The sequence below is a fragment of the Eudoraea adriatica DSM 19308 genome (assembly GCF_000382125.1).
In the GTDB taxonomy this organism is placed as follows: Bacteria; Bacteroidota; Bacteroidia; order Flavobacteriales; family Flavobacteriaceae; genus Eudoraea; species Eudoraea adriatica.
Map to the genome: position 1 here is coordinate 14,332 of NZ_KB907554.1, position 19,014 is coordinate 33,345.

The following is a 19,014-nucleotide window of genomic DNA, read 5'->3' on the forward strand; positions in this document are numbered from 1 at the left end:
CCTACTTTAACAGAAAAAGACCTTCATAGATTATAATATGAAGGTCTTTATAAATATATATGGGCGCCTCAGGCGGAAAATTCTGTTTTCTATATATACGAACAGCACCCTCTAAAAAGATCTTTTTTTTGAAAAAAAATGACAAGCTATTATTCAATCGGAGGTCTTCCATGCCCTTAATCCACTTATAAACTATTGCATGTTTTCGGGACTGGTGGTAATCATAACCCGGAGAAAACTTAATTTTAGTACATTTACCTTCAAACCTAACCATTCTGCAGGCTTTAATTATGAGGCAAACTTCAAAAGATATCGCTATAATTGGATCCGGACTAATAGGATCTTTATTAGCCATTTATCTAAAAAGGCTGGGCCATAATATTACTGTGTTCGATCGTCGGCCTGATATCAGGACCATAGAATTTTCGGGACGTTCCATAAACCTTGCAATGAGCAACAGGGGTTGGAAATCTTTGCGTGAAGTGGGTATTGAAAAAGAGATAAAGAAAATTGCAATTCCACTTTATAAGCGGGCAATGCATGTTAATGGCAAACCGGTTTATTTTCAGAAATATGGTAAAGAAGGGGAGGCAATCTGGTCCATCTCCAGAGGATTGCTGAACAAAAAGATGATTGATCTTGCTGAAAGCACCGGCGTAATTTTCAGATTTAATGAAAAAGTATGGGATATTGATCTGCCCGAAGCCCGATTGTACACAGGAGCAACTGAAAAAGGTGCATGGAAAGCTTATAATTATGATATTGTATTTGGTTGTGATGGTGCATTTTCCAGAATTCGCCACAAAATGCAGCGCAGGAGCAGGTTTGATTATTCACAGGATTTTATTGAGGTTGGTTATAAAGAGCTCACAATTCCGGCTAATGATGATGGCACGCACAAACTAGACAAAAACTCCTTTCACATCTGGCCAAGAGGAAATTTCATGTTCATTGCAATGCCCAATCAGGATGGTAGTTTCACCTGTACATTATTTTTACCATTTGAAGGTGAAATATCTTTTGAAAATATAAAAACCAAACCCCAGGCAAAGGAATTTTTTAAAACCTATTTTCCCGATGTAATTAAAGAAATAGACAACCTGGCCGGGGATTTTTTTAAAAACCCGACGAGTGCTATGGTTACCATGAAATGCTATCCCTGGACCTATTGGGATAAGGTGGCTCTTGTAGGGGATTCTGCCCATGCTATAGTGCCTTTTTATGGACAGGGAATGAATGCAGGTTTTGAAGACATCTATGTTTTAAATGAATTAATCTCTAAATACGGGGATGACTGGGAGCATATTTTTCAGGAGTATCAGAAGAAAAGGAAACCAGATGCAGATGCGATAGCCGAATTGAGCTTTAGAAACTTTATTGAAATGAGCAGCAAAACAGCGGATCCGCTTTTTCTGCTTCAAAAGAAAATAGAAAAACATTTTGCAAAAAAACACCCGGACAAATGGATTCCTGTTTACTCCAGGGTGACATTTTCTGATCAGCCTTATTCAGAAGCCCTGGCAATAGGCGATTGGCAGGAAAGAATTATGGAACAGGTAATGCAAATACCCAATATTGAATCTAAATGGGACAGCCGGGAAGTAGAAGAGAAAATATTAGAATTGCTTAAACAAGATTGACTTTCTAAAATAACTACCTGTTTTTCATTTCAGCCCTGCGCATGGGCATTTGATCTATTAGATCAAAAACCTCACCTGGTTCTACAATGAACTTCTTTCTAAGTTTCACGCCACCATCTTTTCCTATGAGGATAACACCCTGAAATTCACCATAGGATATTTTAGCAGGATCAATATTGGTTTTTAATCCGTCCTTATCCAATACTTCCTTGCCTGTGCATACAAAAAGATCTAAATCTCTTTCCTTCATTTCGTCATTCCGAGCAACAAACTTGCTAACTTGTATGTTTCTGGCAGGCAAATCATTATTCGAATCTATAATAAGGAGAATTCGTTTTTTCCACTTGAATTCCGCCAGTTCCTGTGCGAACATCCCATTAAATTGTAACATTAAAACTAAAAGCGCAATAAATCTTAGAATAAACATATACGTATATAGTACTAAAATAAAAAAACCACCTGACTACAGGTGGTTTCAGATAAATATTTAATTCTATCAGATTTTAGAAAACATTTTGTGCATCTTCTCCTGTTCTTCTTCAGCCAAAACAGGATCTACAAGAATTCTGCCACTATGCTCATCTGTAATTATCTTTTTTCTTGAAGCAATTTCTACCTGAACCTGCGGAGGTATGGTAAAGAAAGAACCACCTGAGGCACCTCTTTCAATTGGGACTACTGCCAGGCCGTTTTTAACGTTATTTCGAATTCGTTTATAAGCCTGGACCAACCTGTCCTCAATTTGCTTTTCAAATTTTTCAGATTTAGCCAAAAGTGCTTTTTCCTCCTTTTCTGTTTCCGCAAGAATGGCATCTAATTCACTTTTCTTATGCTTTAAGTGGGCCTCACGCTCTGTAAGTTTTTCTTTGGTCTCACTTATTACTTCCTTTTTTTGCTCTATTTGAACTTTGAACTCCTTGATGTTCTTCTCAGCCAATTGAATTTCCAATTCCTGAAATTCAACCTCTTTCGCAAGTGAATTGAATTCTCTGCTGTTTCTTACATTTTTTTGTTGATCAGCATATTTTTTTATCAGTACTTTGGCCTCTTCAATTAAGTTCTTTTTAGCCCCGATTTCATAATTTATAGTTTCTAAATCGGTTTTTAACTTGTCCATCCTTGTTTTTAAACCAAGCACCTCGTCTTCAAGATCTTCTACTTCGAGGGGTAATTCACCACGTACATTTCTAATTTCATCAACTCTGGAATCAATTAATTGCAAATCGTATAATGCCCTTAATTTTTCCTCCACGGTTGTTTCTACTTTTGTTGCCATATTTAATAATACTTGATAGGATTTGTAATACTCTCTGATAAAGAGATTGCAAAATTAGGCATTTTTTTTGTAAGATAGTCTACCAATAAATTTTTTGTAAACTGCTCAGTTTCATAGTGCCCTATATCTGCGATAAGAATTTTGTTTTCAGCTTCAAAAAACTGGTGGTATTTTACATCCGAGGTAATAAAAATGTCTGCACCATATTTTTTTGCCGCACCAATAGCGAAAGCCCCACTGCCTCCTAAAACTGCTACTTTTTGAATTTTTTTACCTAAAAAACCCGAGTGTCTTATGCAGGACACGTTCATTTTGTTTTTTATAAAGGAGAGAAAATGCTTTTCATCCAGAGGTTTTTCCAGTTCACCTATCATTCCCATACCAATTTGAGAATCAACATTTTCTAAAGTACTTATTTCGTAGGCTACCTCCTCGTATAGATGATTATCAAATAAAGCGGATAAAATACTTTTTTCTTTGTTACGAGGAAAAGTAACGTTGATCTGCGTTTCTTTTTCCAAATGCAGTTCCCCTTTATTTCCTTTTACCGGATTTGCATTCTTCCCTGCTTTATAGCTGCCCGTTCCTTCTACCGTAAAGCTGCATTCACTATAATTCCCAATACTTCCCGCCCCGGCTTTAAACAGACCATTTAATAATACATTAGCATGACTTTCAGGCACATATGTAGTTAGCTTTTTTATGGTTCCCTTTTGAGGTATTAAAATTTTGGTTTGTTTTACCCCTAATACATCGCATATTTTCGCATTAACACCATCCTTTGCATTATCCAGTGCGGTGTGCAGGCAATATATTGAAATATTATTTTGAATGGCCTTTATGACGGCACGTTCTATATAATTAGATCCCGTAAGGTTCTTGATTCCCTTAAATAATATGGGATGAAAGCTAATGATAAGATTGCATGATTTGCTTATTGCTTCATCTATAACATTTTCAAGCGAATCAAGGGTAACAAGAATATCCGTAACATTCATGTCCTGATCACCTACCAATAGCCCGACATTATCGAAATCTTCCGCATATTCCAAAGGGGCCAATTCCTCAAGTATTTCAGCAACATCTTTAACTTTCATATTTAAAATTTATAACTGTTAAAATAAGATCTATACTTAGATGGGATGCTCTGCAAGGTCTTTCATGGGATTAAAATAATATACAGATACCTGCAAATCCATGAACATCAACATTAATTTTAATAGGCTTTAAACTAATCAAATTCATAAAAATTTAATCGTATGTTTTTAGCTATTTGCATGCATCAAAGATAAAATATTATATTTTCGTTGCTATGCAACTGCTAAGAATTCTGGCCTTCCCATTTTCATTGATCTATGCCCTGGCGGTATATTTCAGGAATCTGTTGTATGATTCGGGAATTTTAACTTCTGCTACATTAAATACGCCTACTATATGTGTTGGTAACCTAAGTGTGGGAGGTACCGGTAAAACACCAATGATAGAATGGCTTCTTAATCATTTATCCGGAGGTTCCAGACTTGCAGTTTTGAGCAGAGGTTACAAGAGAAAGTCAAAAGGGTATGTTCTGGCACAACCAACCAGTACGGCCGAAGAAATTGGAGATGAACCCTTACAGATATATTCTAAATTCCCTGACGTCGGAGTAGCGGTAGCAACAGACAGGATTGAAGGGATTAAGCAACTTGAAACTACCTTGCATCCGGATCTGATACTTTTAGATGACGCATACCAACATAGAAAAGTAAACCCGTCATTTTCCATTTTATTGACTTCCTATGGACAGTTATATACCAAGGACTGGTATTTACCCACAGGAAATTTAAGAGACAGTAAAAACGCTTCTAAGCGCGCAGATTTAATTGTTGTGACCAAGTGCCCGCCCATTCTTGATGATGAAGCAAAATTGAGTATCATAAGGGAGCTAAATCCTGAAATGAATCAGAAGGTATTATTCTGTACCCTGGAGTACGACATTAATTTAAAAGGCGCAAAAACGAATTTGTCCATTCTTGCTTTAAAGAAGAAAGAGGTTACTTTGGTTACAGGAATCGCGAACCCTAAACCATTACTGGAATTTCTAAAAAGCGAAGAAATTCGTTTTGATCATCGAAAGTTCAATGATCATCATTATTTTTCCGGGAAAGAGATCGATTTTTTTAACTCCAGACCTTTAGTACTTACAACGGAAAAGGATTATATGCGTTTAAAGAATAAGGTTAACAACCTATACTATATATCTGTCAGGCACCGATTTTTGGGAGGAGGTAAGGAGGTAATTCAAAAAAGCCTTGAGGACTTAAGTAACCGATTTCTTTAGTTTGTGTTCAAGGATGTTTTCGCCAATTTTCTGATAGAATACCTCCGGTTTAAAAGGTTTGGTAACCACGTCATTACATCCTGCCGCGTAAAAACTTTCCAGGCTGTCATCGAGGGAGATGGCAGTAAGCGCTATAATTGGAGTGTCCGTATCAAATTTTCGAATCTGAATGGTTGCTTCAACTCCGCTTATTCCGGGCATATGTATATCCATGAGTATTCCATCATATTGACTTGTATTAGCCATTTCTACAGCAGTGTTTCCATTTCCTGCAATCTCACAGCTTATTCCCCTTTTATTCAACATTTTTTTGGTGATAACCTGATTTATTTTGTTGTCTTCAACAACTAAAACATGCAAGCCATTCAAATCATAGTCTTTTTGGGTTATCTCAAATGGAATTTCATCAATCACACTGTCTTTACTTTTTAGATCCAGTTCAAAGAAAAATGAACTACCCTTACCCAAAGTGCTTTCCAGTTGAATTTTACTGTCAAATAGTCCCAGCAGACTCTTAACAATGGTCAGTCCAAGGCCGGTACCTCCATATTCCCGGTTAATCTGAATTGAGCCCTGTTCAAAACTATCAAAGATGTTCTGTTGTTGTTCATTTGAAATGCCAATTCCATTATCTTTAACTTCAAAATATATAGTCACCTCTTCTTCCTCCTTTTTCATCAGTTTCGCTATTACATTTACTTCTCCGTTCTTCGTAAATTTTAAAGCATTACCTACAAGGTTCATAAAAATTTGAGATAATTTAATCGGGTCACTCATTAAATGTTTGGGAATTTCCTCATCATACTCCAGGATAATTTTTGTGTTATTTTCCTTGGCACTTTGTTGTAATGAGCTAATAACATCTGCGAGTACTTTTTTCAAATTAAACTCCATGTTTAAAGGCTCTAGTTTGTCTGCGTCTATTTTGTTTATTTGCAGTATGTCGTTTATAAAATTAAGCAGATAATCTCCTGAAAATTTCAAAGACTTAAGATGTTCTTTTTGACTTTCACTTGGATTCTCTTCCAATAACAAATGGGCCAAACCTGTAACGGCATAAAGTGGAGTTCTCAATTCATGACTCACTGTAGACAGAAAATTAGTTTTAGCTTCCATGGCCTGAACGGCAGCATCTCTGGCTGTTTGAAGCTCCCTGTTTTTAGTTTGTAAAAGATCATTGGTCTTTAACTTGATCTGATTGTTCCTAAATAGAGATACTGCTAACAAAGAAATAATAGTCAAAAAAGCAGAAGTCAGGATCGCGGTAATTTCAGATCTGTTACGGGATTCATTTAATTCTTCTATTTTGGCGTCCTGGCGTTTAATTTCATCAGCCATAAATTCAAATTGAATCCTATCAGCTGTTTTGGCCTCGGCCTTAATTTTTTCAATGGTAAAAACAGAATCCTTTAATTTTAACAGATTTCTGTTATGTACAAGAGAAAGATTATACCTTTCTCTTTTTTCATACGCCTGTCCCAATAATTCGTTGGCTTCAAATTCCTCTTTGGAGAAGTTGTTAGCCTGAGCAATTTCTAATGCCCTGACTCCGTTTTTAATACTCTCTTCATAATCTTGCGTATTAATATATAATTTGGCTAATCCCAGATGTGATTTTGCCATGAGGGATTCTTTTTCAAATACATCATTGTTTACCACAAGCGAATTGAAATTTAAAGCGGCGCTGTCATATTTTTCTATACTTAGGTAAATATTCGCCTCCAGTAGCAATATATTGTTGAGAAGATTTCGGTCATTGGTAAGTTGCCTGGATTCATTGAGCATAAAAATAGCCTGAAAGTTATTGCCGCTATCGTAAAGTAGGATGGATTCAATGAATTTGTGTACCGCGTGCCCATATGGATATTCCAGTTCGTTCAACAGAACCGTAGCACGATCCCAATAAAAAAGAGTAGTTTCCCTTTTTTCCAGTTCCATGTAAAGCAAGGCAAATTTGTGATAACAATCTACAAGTGCTTTTTCGTCTTCGGTTTCTTCGGCCAAAGCGGCAGCCTTGTCCAGGGATTCCAGCGCAAGATTTATTTTGTTTTGGTTTTTGTAGATTCTGGTTTCATTAAAGAAAGTTTCCAGACCATTTACCTGGTTCGTTCGCTCCTGGGCCAGGACAAAAGGAGCACAAGCCAAGTATATTGCCAGGAGCAATGCCTTGCGAATTATGATATGTTGGAAAATAAATTTCAAATGACTTTTTATCAATCTTTTAAGTTAAGTAAATACATTAAATATTTTGATGCACTCATCTAACTTTTTGATATTTCGAGAATTATTAAATTTTTTATCAACCTTGCCTTAAAATCAAACGTTTAGGATAGGCAACTATTGTTTATTTAAGCAGAAACTATAGGTTCTTTCTTATAAAAAGCCCCGTTTTTTAGCTCATTTTGGAAAAATCTTTTAAAAGTATTATTTATTTGGGGAATAATCACCGCTGTTTTATGTTAAAAAACCACTTCTGAACCTGTGGTTAATGGATGGAAATTCATGACGTAACATTATATCTGCTTTAGAGCCCTTGAAAAAACAGTGACTTTACAAATATTTTAATTAATATGTTTATGCGCTTTATATGAAGATCTGACCAAAGCTCCGCTTTCGACGTGCCTGAATCCCAAATTTTTACCTAATTCCTCATATCTGGAAAATTGTTCGGGCAGGATAAACTCTTTGACCGGCAAGTGCCTTTTAGATGGTTGAAGATATTGCCCTATTGTAACCACATCAACGCCGGCTTTTCTGAGGTCTTCCATAGTTTCAATTACCTCAGACTCTCGTTCTCCCAGGCCTAACATAATACCGGATTTGGTGCGTCTGACACCATGCTCTTTCAAGTACCTTAAAACGTCTAAGCTACGCTCGTATTTTGCCTGTATCCTCACTTCCCGTGTAAGTCTTTTTACGGTTTCCATATTGTGAGAAACAACTTCAGGAGCAACACCAACAATGCGATCCAGATGAGTTCCAAGCCCTTGAAAGTCCGGAATAAGGGTTTCCAATGTGGTATTCGGATTCATTCTCCGGATAGCTTTCACAGTTTCGGACCAGATTATAGAACCCATATCTTTAAGGTCATCGCGATCTACCGAGGTAATTACCGCATGCTTAATTCCCATAATCTTTATGGAACGTGCAACTTTCTCTGGTTCTTCCCAATCCACATTCTCGGGCCGGCCGGTTTTAACGCCACAAAAACCACAGGACCTTGTACAAATATTACCTAAAATCATAAAAGTGGCAGTCCCCTCACCCCAACATTCACCCATGTTAGGGCAACTTCCTGAAGTACAAATAGTATTTAAGTCGTACTTGTCAACCAGACTTCTTAGTTGCGTATATTTTTTCCCGGTTGGCAATTTAACCCTTAACCATTTTGGCTTGCCTTTGGGCGGTTGTACATGTGGAATAGATTCAATGCTCATAGAAAAATTTTAGCAAATATACGACCAAATAGAAAAACAAAAGCAATTAGCCAGGGGTTCAACTTTTAGGATAAAATACAAAATGAAAAGACTATCTATTGCTTTTGATAATTTCAGCTAACAACTTTTTAGCCCTGAGTAATTTTACCTTAACATTATTTACCGGTTCACCTAACTCTTTGGCTATTTCTGAATAGGTTAGTTCGTTAAAATACCGAAGATTAATGACTTTCTGATAATGGGGCTTTAATTGTTTAATATTTTGAAGAAGTTTGGCAAGATTCTGATCTGTTATTAATTGATCTTCTGCTGTCGGGGCATCATCAAGAACCTTTTTAATGGCCTCGTTATTTCCGGTGTCTGTGGCATGAAGAACATTCCTTTTTCTTTTTCTTATAAGGTCTACATGCAAATTTTTGGAAATGGTGATTAGCCAGGTTTTGAACTCATATGACGGATCATAGGTATCTAATTTATCAAAAGCCCTGGAAAAGGTTTGTATTGTAATATCCTCGGCATCATTTTCATTTTTGGTCCGTATCAATTGAAAACCATATACATCATTCCAGTATCTGTCAAGTAAACTACTAAAAGCCATTTGATTACCTGCTTTAGCCCTTTCAATGGTACTCTGGAGTGTATCGTCAGTTTTATCCAAACCCTGTGTTTTTAAAAAAATCTAAAGGTCACTGTGCGCTATAATGACTTAGCAGAAGCCTCTTCTTTTAGGCAATCCTGCTCGTCTGGAAGTTTACCACAAAAACCGCAGGCCTCGCCATTGTTGTTCAGATAAGGATTCTGACTGGCGCAGGTACCGGCAAACTTGCCATCTTTTTTAGACCATATTTTAATTGCAATACCTGCAAAAGCAAGCGCCAGAAGGCCTATGGTAAGTAAAATCAACTTCATAAAAAGAATTTATGCAAAGATACAAAAATAAAGCCCCTGGAAGGGGCTTTATATGATCTATATAAAATTGCTTCTCAATAACTGATATTGGCTACAATATTCTTAACAGTAGGAGTGTCATTTCCGCCTTGAGGCTCTATAGTAATGTAGCTAACCGCATTTTCTGCATAGGGCAGAGGTCTGAGGTGATCTTTATCGTCAACACTTTTTATGACTCCCAGATTTACCATTTCCCCATTAACTTCGGCCCACATCTGATAGCATTGGTTGTCCGGTAAATTTGGTAAATTCCTTACATTGATATAGGATAGTTTTTTAACAGGATTAATATAGGCAACAGCTTTTAATTCCTTCGCCTTTTTATTTCCATTAACTGCATACTTTTTAGTTTGAGGATTATTCAGAACAATAAACTGGTTTCTTACATCTTCCAGTTGTTCTTTCATATCCTCTTCTAAAGTTCTGATCCTATTATTTACGATTACATTTTCATCCTGTAAATTTTGGTTTTGATTCCAGAAGAAATAAGATGATCCTGCGAAAAGTAAAGCAGCTATACTTGCAGCAACGGCATATCTTTGAAATTTCCTTCTACCTGTATTCTGTGCTTTTATTCTATTGAGAATTCTGGCTTTAAGGCCTTCCGGAGTTTTAAGGGCATACATCTTTGCAAATGTTTCAAGATTCTCCTGTAACTCATCATAGGTTTTTCTTACTTCAGGATACATGGCAATATATCGCTCAACTTGCATTGATTCTTCAGGGGTAGTTGTTCCCAGAAGATACTTTTCCAGCAAATCAGTATCTAAAAATATTCGTATTTTTTCTTTCATGATATTAAATTTAAAAGAGGCAAAAGTACCATAGAGTTTCCATAAATCTTTTTGAGTTCTCTTAATCCTATTTTTAACCTGGATTTGATAGTACCCAACGGAATATTTAATTCGTCACTAGCTTCCTGCTGTGTCATACCCTGAAAAAAAAGGGCATCCAACACTACGTGATATTTATGTTCTATCTTCTCCAAGTTTTCTTTTACGTCCATAAACTCGGGTCTGATACTTTCTACACCTAGATTATATACGTCTGAAACATCAATTTGGATTTCTTTATCAGATTTTGTGTTAACGCTGCGCAGCTTATCAATAGCAGTGTTTCTGGTTATCCTGAAGAGCCATGTAAATAATTTGGCTTTTGACGAATCATAGGAGTCAGATTTTTTCCAGATCTTCACAAAGCTTTCCTGCAAAACATCCTGCGCCAGTTCTGAATCTCTGACAACCTTAAATGCAACCCCAAAGAGTGTGTCACCATAATGCTCATAAAGCAATGAAATAGCCTTTTCATTGCGTTCATGCAACAATTCAACAATATGTTTTTCTAATAGTGTACTCATATAAGTTTAACGACATCAAATAATTAGCCGGGAAAGCATCCAAAATAATATTTTGCGCCGTATATAGTGTAAACGCTAAATTATAAAATTGATTGTTAAGTAAGCGTTTTCTCAATTTTAATTAGACAAATGTACAACTGGTTATTGTACATTTATTTTTGGTTAGTTTGGTTTGGTATAACCCCCGTGAGTTCTATTACGGGGGTTATTTTTTGAAATTTTATATCCTTGTTACCCAATTATGTTGACTTCAGGTTTAATGACAATGCCAAATTGCTTTAAAACGGCATTTTGTATTTTTTTTGCCAATTGCAGCAATTCCTGGCCACTTGCATCTCCGTGGTTTACCAATACTAAGGCCTGGTTCTTATGAACCCCTGCATCACCGAATCTTTTTCCTTTAAATCCGCATTGCTCAATAAGCCATGCTGCAGGGATTTTATAAGAACTTTCTGAAATTTGGTAAAAGGGTGCTTCAGGGTTGTTTTCTAAGAAAGTAGCAAAAACATCTTTTGTGATTACCGGATTTTTAAAGAAACTTCCACTGTTGCCTAATTTAAGTGGATCCGGGAGTTTTCTCCGGCGAATTGCAATTACAGCATCTGATACATCCTTAATTGTAGGGTGTTTTATTTTTTTTTCTTTCAGCTCGGATTCTATTGCACCATAAGAGGTATATAGTTTATGCGGTGGTTTATTGAGTTTTAAATTTACAGAGGTAATTATGTATTTGCCCTTTCCTGCATTTTTAAAAATGGAGTCTCTATAGCCAAACCTGCAGTCAGATTTTGAAAAGGTCTTGAGTTGCTGAGTGCCAATATCCATTGCTTCACAGCTCACAAAGGAATCTTTCAGTTCAACTCCGTATGCGCCAATGTTTTGTATTGGTGAGGTTCCAACATTTCCGGGGATCAGCGATAGATTTTCCAGCCCTCCATAATCACGACTAATGGTCCAAATTACTAAATCATGCCAGTTTTCACCGGCCATTACTTTTAGGGATACGCTATGAGCATCTTCGGTAAGTATGGTAATGCCTTTGATATTCAGATGGATTACCAGGGCATTTAAATCGTTGGTAATAAGCACATTACTTCCACCACTCAGCACTATTTTATTCGGGTAATCTTCTTTTTTAAGCACTTCCCTGAGATCCTGAACTGTAGTTATTTCTACGAAGTGACTTGCAAGAGCCTCAATTCCAAAGGTATTGTATGTTTTTAAGGATATATTCTTCTGTATTTTCACAAAGCCCGGTAGGTTTTAAGTGCTTCTTTTAATATTTGAACTGCTTTAATCAAACGTTCCTTATTGAGAACATAGGCAATACGTATCTGATTCTGGCCCATTCCTTCAGTTGCATAAAATCCTGCAGCCGGTGCAACCATTACAGTCTCGCCATTTAGATTGTATTTTTCCAGAAGCCATTGGGCAAAATGGTCGGCGTCTGCAATAGGCAATTGTGCTATACAGTAAAAAGCACCGTGTGGCCTTCCGACTATTACACCCTGTATTTTGCTCAATTCAGATAGAAGAAGATCACGTCTTTCAACATACTCTTCTATAACTTCTTCAAAGTACTCCTGCGGGGTATCTAAAGCAGCTTCACTGGCAATTTGGGCGTATGTGGGAGGAGAAAGCCTGGCTTGGGCAAATTTCAGGGCTGTCTTTATGATTTCCTTGTTTTTGGTGACCAGACAACCAATTCTTGCACCACACATGCTATACCTCTTTGAAACAGAATCTATGACGATAGCGTGTTCTTCCAAACCGTTTTCCCGCAATATAGAATAATGCTCTTTGCCATCGTATGTGAATTCCCTATATACTTCATCTGCCACTAGAAAAAGGTTGTGCTTTTTTACCAATAATGCCAGTTTTTGAATTTCAGTTTTGTTGTATAAATATCCTGTGGGATTTCCGGGGTTACAAATAAGGATTGCCTTTGTTTTATGCGTAATGAGCTTTTCAAATTCTTCAATAGGAGGTAGCGCAAAATTATTTTCAATTCTCGAAAGCACGGGGGAGACCTTTATACCCATTGCTGTGGCAAAACCATTGTAATTGGCATAAAACGGTTCAGGAATTATGATTTCGTCCCCTTCATCGGCAATACTACCCATAGTAAATGACAGAGCTTCTGATCCTCCTGTCGTTACCAGAATATCATTGTGTGTGACATTTATTTTTTGCTTTTTGTAATAGTCGCTTAATTTTTTCCGATAGGTTTCAGAACCTTCGGTCCTGCTGTAGGCCAAAACTTCAATTGTGTTGTTTCTGACAGCATCCAAAGCTTGTTTCGGAGTTTTTATATCTGGTTGCCCAATATTTAAATGAATTACATCAATACCTCTAAATTTGGCTTCTTCCGCAAAAGGAACCAATTTCCTGATTGGAGATTCGGGCATTAATTGACCCTTCCTTGAGATCGCTGGCATACAATTCTAAATTTTAACAAAAATGGGAAATCATAATGGACAAAACAACACAAAGTTAAATATAATAAGTTGATCTAATGGAATGTTAAAGTATACTGAACTTCTGTAATTATTTAATATCTTTAATAGACATTCAACTAATTATTAGCAAGTTGCGGACATTATTTAAGTTTATTTTAGTGTTAACTCTGTGTATTCCCTTTTATGGTATATCACAAGGTTTTCGTTTGTCCAATGGGAAAAAATTTGAAAAAGTAAATTTCAAATTAATTAATAACCTTATTATAATTCCAATTGAGGTTAACGGAGCTAAGTTGTCATTTATTTTGGATTCAGGAGTAAGTAAACCTATACTTTTTAATGTCTCCGATCAGGACTCTGTACAGTTAAGGAATGTGTCTGAAATCACAATTAAAGGACTGGGTGGAGGACAACCAATAAAGGGTCTGAGTTCAAAGGATAATTTTTTCCGCTTAAACGAGATCAGGAATTATAACCAACTTTTATATGTAGTGCTGGATAAGGAAATGAATTTCTCTCCAAGTCTTGGCATCCCCATTCATGGAATAATTGGATATGACCTCTTTAGAGATTTCGTTGTTGAGATTAATTATAGTGCCGAATATATCAAATTTCATGATCCCGAATTTTATAAGGAAAAAGAAAATAAGAAATCACAGACTTTACCTATCGCAATAAGGCGAAACAGGGCTTATATTGAGGGGAATATTGTTTTGGGGACTACAAAAGATGTACCGGTTAAACTTTTAATTGATACAGGCAGTACAGATGCCGTATGGCTTTTCAAGGATGAAAAAAAAGGCCTTGGTATTCCGGAACAAAATTATCAGGACTTTTTAGGAGAAGGCTTAAATGGAAGCATATTTGGTAAACGAACGAAGGTAAATTCAATTAATATTGGGGATTTTGCATTAAAGGAGGCGAAAGCAGCATTTCCGGATATGGAGACTTTTAGCTCATCAGTGGTTCCCGGCAATAGAAACGGCAGTATTGGCGGGGCGATTCTTAAACGTTTTAATATTGTTTTTAACTATCCTGCTAAACAAATTACCTTAAAGAAGAACAGACACTTTAGTACTCCTTTCCAATACAATATGAGCGGTTTGCAATTACAGCATAATGGGGTGAGATATATTGCAGATCGGATTGCGGATAGCAGAGGGTTTGTGATAAATAGCAACAGGAAGTTTGGAGATGTCCAGATTCTCATGGAAAATCAAACCCGGCTTAGTTTAGTGCCTGAGATAATTGTTTCAGGAATCAGAGCAGGCAGTCCGGCAGAATTGGCTGGCTTGCAGGAGGGGGATATAATTTTAGCTGTAAACGGTAGGCGAATACATAGTTATAAACTTCAGGAAGTCATGAAAATGCTCAATGAAAAAGAAGGAAAACGGATAAAGGTGCTAATCGAAAGATATAACAAGGATTTGCTTTTTTCATTTGTATTAAAGAAAGCATTTAAATAAAAAAAACCGGAATGAAAATTCCGGTTTTTTTTATTTATAATTAAACTGGCTTGTTTTTGCTATTTCCCGTCCACGCTTTTCACTTCACCTTTTATTTTTAATACTTTGGTAGGTGTATCGGCGTTTGAAATGACCGTTATTGCCTTTCTGATAGGTCCAACGCGCTTAGTGTCATATTTAACTTGAATTTCTCCTGTTTTACCCGGTAAAATTGCTTCTTCAGGTTTTTTAGGAATGGTACAGCCACAACTGGAACTTACCTTACTAATAATTAAAGGAGCTGTTCCTGTGTTTGTGAATTCAAATACCCTAATTCCATCGCTGCCTTTTTCAATTACACCATAATCCACGGTTTCCGTTTTAAATTCAATCTTAGCAGCTTTATCCTGGGCGTTTACACTTAATGCAAGTAGGCCTACAAATAATACTAATACTATTTTTTTCATTACTTTTTGGTTTTGGGTGAATCTCAAATGTAAATGTTTTAGTATCAACATCCAAAATTCTTTTGTTATCTTCTAACGTTACTTATTTTTGTTTCGTATTTCCAATCCGGTAAATAATAAAATGATTATCGCAAGTTTAACATTTTAAGTGATAATCATTTTTTGATACCTGGTTGAATGAACAAAAACCGTACCGAAATTATGGATATTCCATCAAAATATGAGCCTCAGATAGTAGAAGACCATTGGTATGACTATTGGCTGGACAATAAATACTTTCATTCAAAACCCGATGGCAGGAAGCCATATACGATAGTTATACCGCCCCCTAATGTCACGGGGGTTCTTCATATGGGACATATGTTGAATAACACCATTCAGGATGTGCTTATACGCAGAGCACGCCTGCTTGGTCTTAATGCGTGCTGGGTTCCCGGAACAGATCATGCGTCTATAGCAACAGAAGCAAAAGTGGTTGCGAAGCTAAAGGAACAGGGAATAGATAAAAAGGATATTTCAAGAGAGGAATTCCTGGGTCATGCCTGGGAATGGACTCACGAATATGGAGGTGTTATTCTGGAACAGCTGAAAAAATTGGGATGTTCGTGCGATTGGGAACGCACAAAATTCACAATGGATGACGATATGTCAGCCTCAGTTATTAAGGTTTTTATTGAATTATTCGATAAAGGGCTGATTTATCGTGGATACCGAATGGTGAACTGGGACCCGCAGGCAAAGACTACACTTTCGGATGAAGAGGTAATCTATGAAGAACGGCAGGGCGAATTATATTACCTTGCCTATACCATTGAAGGTTCTGATGACAAAGTAACCATAGCTACTACAAGGCCCGAAACCATTTTGGGGGATACAGCCATATGCATTAATCCAAATGATGATCGTTTCCGGGGCTTAAAAGGTAAAAAGGCAATCGTACCTATTTGCAACAGGGTAATTCCAATAATTGAAGACGAATATGTTAGCATGGAATTTGGAACAGGTTGTTTAAAAGTTACCCCTGCACACGACGAAAACGATAAACTTCTTGGTGAAAAACATCAACTGGAGACCATTGATATTTTTAATGAAGATGCATCCCTGAATTCATTCGGAATGCACTATGAAGGAATGGATAGGTTTGATGCCCGAAAAGCAATTGTAAAAGAATTAAAAGAAAAAGGCTTTTTAACAAAGGTAGAACCTTATGTTAATAAAGTAGGGACTTCCGAAAGAACAAAAGTTGTTATAGAACCCAGACTTTCCGATCAATGGTTTCTTAAGATGGAAAATTTGGCAAAGCCTGCACTGTCTGCCGTTTTGGAAACCAGAGAGGTCAAATTTTATCCAAGAAAATTTGAAAACACCTATCGCCATTGGATGGAGAATATAAGGGATTGGAACATTTCCCGTCAACTATGGTGGGGTCAGCGAATACCGGCATATTATTATGGAGATGGCGAAAATGATTTCGTTGTTGCAGAATCAATAGAGGCTGCTTTGGCTAAAGCAAAAGATAAATCAGGGAATGTTGGGCTAACCATAGAGGACCTGAAACAAGATGAAGATGTATTGGACACCTGGTTTTCTTCATGGCTCTGGCCAATAAGTGTTTTTGGTGGTATCATGGAGCCGGATAACGAAGAGGTTGCTTATTATTATCCAACAAGCGATCTGGTTACCGCACCGGATATTTTGTTTTTTTGGGTAGCAAGGATGATTATTGCCGGTTATGAATTTAGGGGAGAAAGACCATTTGACAATGTTTATCTGACCGGTATAGTCCGTGATAAAGAAAGACGCAAAATGTCTAAATCTCTTGGGAATTCGCCTGACGCTCTGGAGTTAATTTCAAAATTTGGGGCAGATGCCGTTCGAGTTGGTTTACTATTGAGTTCTGCGGCAGGGAATGACTTATTATTTGATGAAGCACTTTGCCAGCAGGGTAAAAACTTCGCCAATAAAATATGGAATGCATTTCGTCTTGTAAAGGGCTGGGAGATTGCCGAAATACCACAACCTGAATCTTCCATTAAAGGAATTGAATGGTATACGGCCAGATTCAATCAGGCACTTATGGAGATTGAGGACCATTTCAGTAAATATCGAATATCTGAAGCTTTAATGGCGATTTACAAACTGGTTTGGGATGATTTTTGTTCCTGGTTGCTCGAAATTGTAAAGCCCGCCTATCAGCAACCGATAGATAAGAAAAGCTACACTGAAATCTTAGCGATATTTGAGAATAATTTGAAACTGCTGCACCCATTTATGCCTTTTCTAACTGAAGAGATATGGCAACGTATTTCGGATCGCAAACCATCTGAGGCTTTGGTTATTTCTTCGTGGCCGAATTCAGAACATTTTGATTCCAAACACATTAATGCATTTCAATTTACTGCTGAGGTAATATCGGGTATCCGAAATATCCGCAAGGAGAAGAATATTCCATTAAAGGAAACTCTGGACCTTTCAGTTCTGAATAAGGAAGGAATAAACGAAGATTGGGATGTGGTTATAAAAAAACTGGCTAATGTAGGACAAATCAATACAGTAACCGAGGCTGTTGATGGCGCCCTGTCGTTTAGGGTTAGAAGCAATGAATATTTTATACCTGTTTCGGGAATGCTGGATATAGAAGCTGAACTTAAGAAAATCCGGGAAGAACTGTCATACACTAAAGGGTTTTTAGAATCTGTAAATAAAAAATTGGCAAATGAGAGGTTTGTGAACAATGCCCCGGAGTCTGTTGTTTCCATGGAAAAAAAGAAAGCAGCAGATGCGGAGGCAAAAATCCTGACGCTCGAAAAAAGTCTAAGTAATTTGGAGTGAAGTGATTTATGTAATCGGATCCACCTTACCGCTCTGAACGGCTTTATATGCTTTGGAATGTAATTGGAAGCCCGGTATTTCCATTGGGGCCTTTCCTGACCAATAATTTAAAGATTATTTTTTGAGGATATCCTTTCCTATGTTTATCTTTAATAGCAAACTAAGACATATGAAAACATCATTATTAGCCTGTTTCCTGTTTATTTCGGGGATTGCATTGGCCCAGGAGGAATCTTTGGAAATTTTACCTGCGGAGATTCAAATAAAAACAGCGGTCTTACCGGCACCTGATGAAGCCAAAGCAGATGCCATGGTATATGGCTATAATAAAGAGGGTAAATTGATTGTTTTGCGTAAAGGAAACAATAACCTCGTCTGCCTGGCTGATGATCCAACCAAAGAAGGGATTAGTGTCAGCTGCTACTACAAGAAACTAGAACCTTTTATGGCCAGAGGAAGAGAGCTTACGGCTCAGGGTAAAAACTTTAAGGAAAAACGGGAAATCCGAGGTGAAGAAGTGGCTTCGGGCAAGCTGAAAATGCCCGAAGAACCCAGCATGATGTACATATTTTATGGTACGGATGAAAATTATGATAAAACTACAGGGGATTTAAAAGACGGGAAGTTTCGATATGTAATTTATACACCATTTGCCACGACAGAATCTACAGGGCTTCCCAGCAAACCTCACGCACCGGGTATGCCATGGCTTATGGATCCCGGGACCCATAGAGCACATATAATGGTAGGCCCATTCAACTAGAAGGCAGATCCCAAAATCTAAGTTAAGTTTTATTAGTAGCGCAGATTTAACTGCCGGGAATTAAGAATAA

At 37.1% G+C, this 19,014-nt stretch carries 17 protein-coding genes; 5 read left to right on the plus strand and 12 right to left on the minus strand.

Going from position 1 to position 19,014, the window contains the following annotated elements; all coding sequences use genetic code 11:
- Positions 1–242 precede the first annotated feature (242 nt).
- Positions 243–1,640, plus strand: coding sequence for an FAD-dependent oxidoreductase (locus tag G504_RS0116625; protein ID WP_394330231.1), 1,398 nt, complete (start codon positions 243–245; stop codon positions 1,638–1,640).
- Between the two features lie 13 nt (positions 1,641–1,653).
- Here G504_RS0116625 and G504_RS0116630 read toward each other — a convergent pair whose 3' ends face one another.
- From G504_RS0116630 to G504_RS0116640, 3 genes are all read right to left on the minus strand, one after another.
- Complete coding sequence (locus tag G504_RS0116630) at positions 1,654–2,067, minus strand: DUF4174 domain-containing protein (protein ID WP_019671331.1); 414 nt, start codon at positions 2,065–2,067, stop codon at positions 1,654–1,656.
- Positions 2,068–2,136: 69 nt separating this feature from the next.
- Positions 2,137–2,916, minus strand: a complete 780-nt coding sequence (locus tag G504_RS0116635; protein ID WP_019671332.1) for a zinc ribbon domain-containing protein — start codon at positions 2,914–2,916, stop codon at positions 2,137–2,139.
- A 2-nt stretch (positions 2,917–2,918) separates the two neighbouring features.
- Positions 2,919–4,013, minus strand: coding sequence for a Nif3-like dinuclear metal center hexameric protein (locus G504_RS0116640; protein WP_019671333.1), 1,095 nt, complete (start codon positions 4,011–4,013; stop codon positions 2,919–2,921).
- A 215-nt stretch (positions 4,014–4,228) separates the two neighbouring features.
- Here G504_RS0116640 and lpxK point away from each other — a divergent pair, with 215 nt between their 5' ends.
- Positions 4,229–5,236, plus strand: a complete 1,008-nt coding sequence (lpxK, locus tag G504_RS0116645) for a tetraacyldisaccharide 4'-kinase (RefSeq protein WP_040444401.1) — start codon at positions 4,229–4,231, stop codon at positions 5,234–5,236.
- On the opposite strand, the gene G504_RS0116650 is transcribed toward lpxK, so the two are convergent.
- The 8 genes from G504_RS0116650 to G504_RS0116685 all read right to left on the minus strand — a co-directional run bounded on the left by G504_RS0116650 (position 5,216) and on the right by G504_RS0116685 (position 13,416).
- The gene (locus tag G504_RS0116650; protein ID WP_019671335.1) at positions 5,216–7,438 is read right to left on the minus strand and encodes a response regulator; all 2,223 of its coding nucleotides are present in this window, start codon (positions 7,436–7,438) and stop codon (positions 5,216–5,218) included. The two genes, lpxK and G504_RS0116650, sit on opposite strands and share 21 nt — an antisense overlap.
- Positions 7,439–7,797: 359 nt before the next feature.
- Positions 7,798–8,673 carry a lipoyl synthase gene (lipA, locus tag G504_RS0116655; RefSeq protein WP_019671336.1) on the minus strand — a complete coding sequence of 292 codons (876 nt, stop codon included), beginning with the start codon at positions 8,671–8,673 and terminating at the stop codon, positions 7,798–7,800.
- Positions 8,674–8,764: 91 nt separating this feature from the next.
- Positions 8,765–9,331, minus strand: coding sequence for an RNA polymerase sigma factor (locus G504_RS0116660; protein ID WP_019671337.1), 567 nt, complete (start codon positions 9,329–9,331; stop codon positions 8,765–8,767).
- Between the two features lie 38 nt (positions 9,332–9,369).
- The gene (locus G504_RS0116665) at positions 9,370–9,582 is read right to left on the minus strand and encodes a hypothetical protein (RefSeq protein ID WP_019671338.1); all 213 of its coding nucleotides are present in this window, start codon (positions 9,580–9,582) and stop codon (positions 9,370–9,372) included.
- A 74-nt stretch (positions 9,583–9,656) separates the two neighbouring features.
- Positions 9,657–10,415 carry an anti-sigma factor gene (locus tag G504_RS0116670; RefSeq protein ID WP_019671339.1) on the minus strand — a complete coding sequence of 253 codons (759 nt, stop codon included), beginning with the start codon at positions 10,413–10,415 and terminating at the stop codon, positions 9,657–9,659.
- Positions 10,412–10,978, minus strand: a complete 567-nt coding sequence (locus G504_RS0116675; protein ID WP_019671340.1) for an RNA polymerase sigma factor — start codon at positions 10,976–10,978, stop codon at positions 10,412–10,414. The genes G504_RS0116670 and G504_RS0116675 overlap by 4 nt, the downstream gene beginning before the upstream one ends.
- Positions 10,979–11,209: 231 nt before the next feature.
- Positions 11,210–12,226 (minus strand): UDP-N-acetylmuramate dehydrogenase, encoded by a 1,017-nt coding sequence (gene murB / locus G504_RS0116680; RefSeq protein ID WP_019671341.1) that lies wholly within the window; start codon positions 12,224–12,226, stop codon positions 11,210–11,212.
- Positions 12,223–13,416 (minus strand): pyridoxal phosphate-dependent aminotransferase, encoded by a 1,194-nt coding sequence (locus tag G504_RS0116685; RefSeq protein WP_019671342.1) that lies wholly within the window; start codon positions 13,414–13,416, stop codon positions 12,223–12,225. Before G504_RS0116685 ends, murB begins: the two co-directional genes overlap by 4 nt.
- Positions 13,417–13,595: 179 nt before the next feature.
- On the opposite strand from G504_RS0116685, the gene G504_RS0116690 reads away from it, so the two are divergent.
- On the plus strand, positions 13,596–14,903 hold the full coding sequence (locus G504_RS0116690; protein WP_240473059.1) for an aspartyl protease family protein: 1,308 nt from the start codon (positions 13,596–13,598) through the stop codon (positions 14,901–14,903).
- Between the two features lie 59 nt (positions 14,904–14,962).
- On the opposite strand, the gene G504_RS0116695 is transcribed toward G504_RS0116690, so the two are convergent.
- Entirely contained in the window at positions 14,963–15,349 is a 387-nt protein-coding gene (locus tag G504_RS0116695) for a DUF1573 domain-containing protein (RefSeq protein WP_019671344.1), read from the minus strand.
- Positions 15,350–15,550: 201 nt separating this feature from the next.
- Between G504_RS0116695 and G504_RS0116700 the strand changes: the two genes are divergently transcribed.
- Both G504_RS0116700 and G504_RS0116705 read left to right on the plus strand, forming a co-directional pair.
- Entirely contained in the window at positions 15,551–18,181 is a 2,631-nt protein-coding gene (locus G504_RS0116700) for a valine--tRNA ligase (RefSeq protein WP_026348652.1), read from the plus strand.
- 169 nt (positions 18,182–18,350) lie between these two features.
- On the plus strand, positions 18,351–18,944 hold the full coding sequence (locus G504_RS0116705; RefSeq protein WP_019671346.1) for a hypothetical protein: 594 nt from the start codon (positions 18,351–18,353) through the stop codon (positions 18,942–18,944).
- The last annotated feature ends 70 nt before the right edge of the window (positions 18,945–19,014 follow it).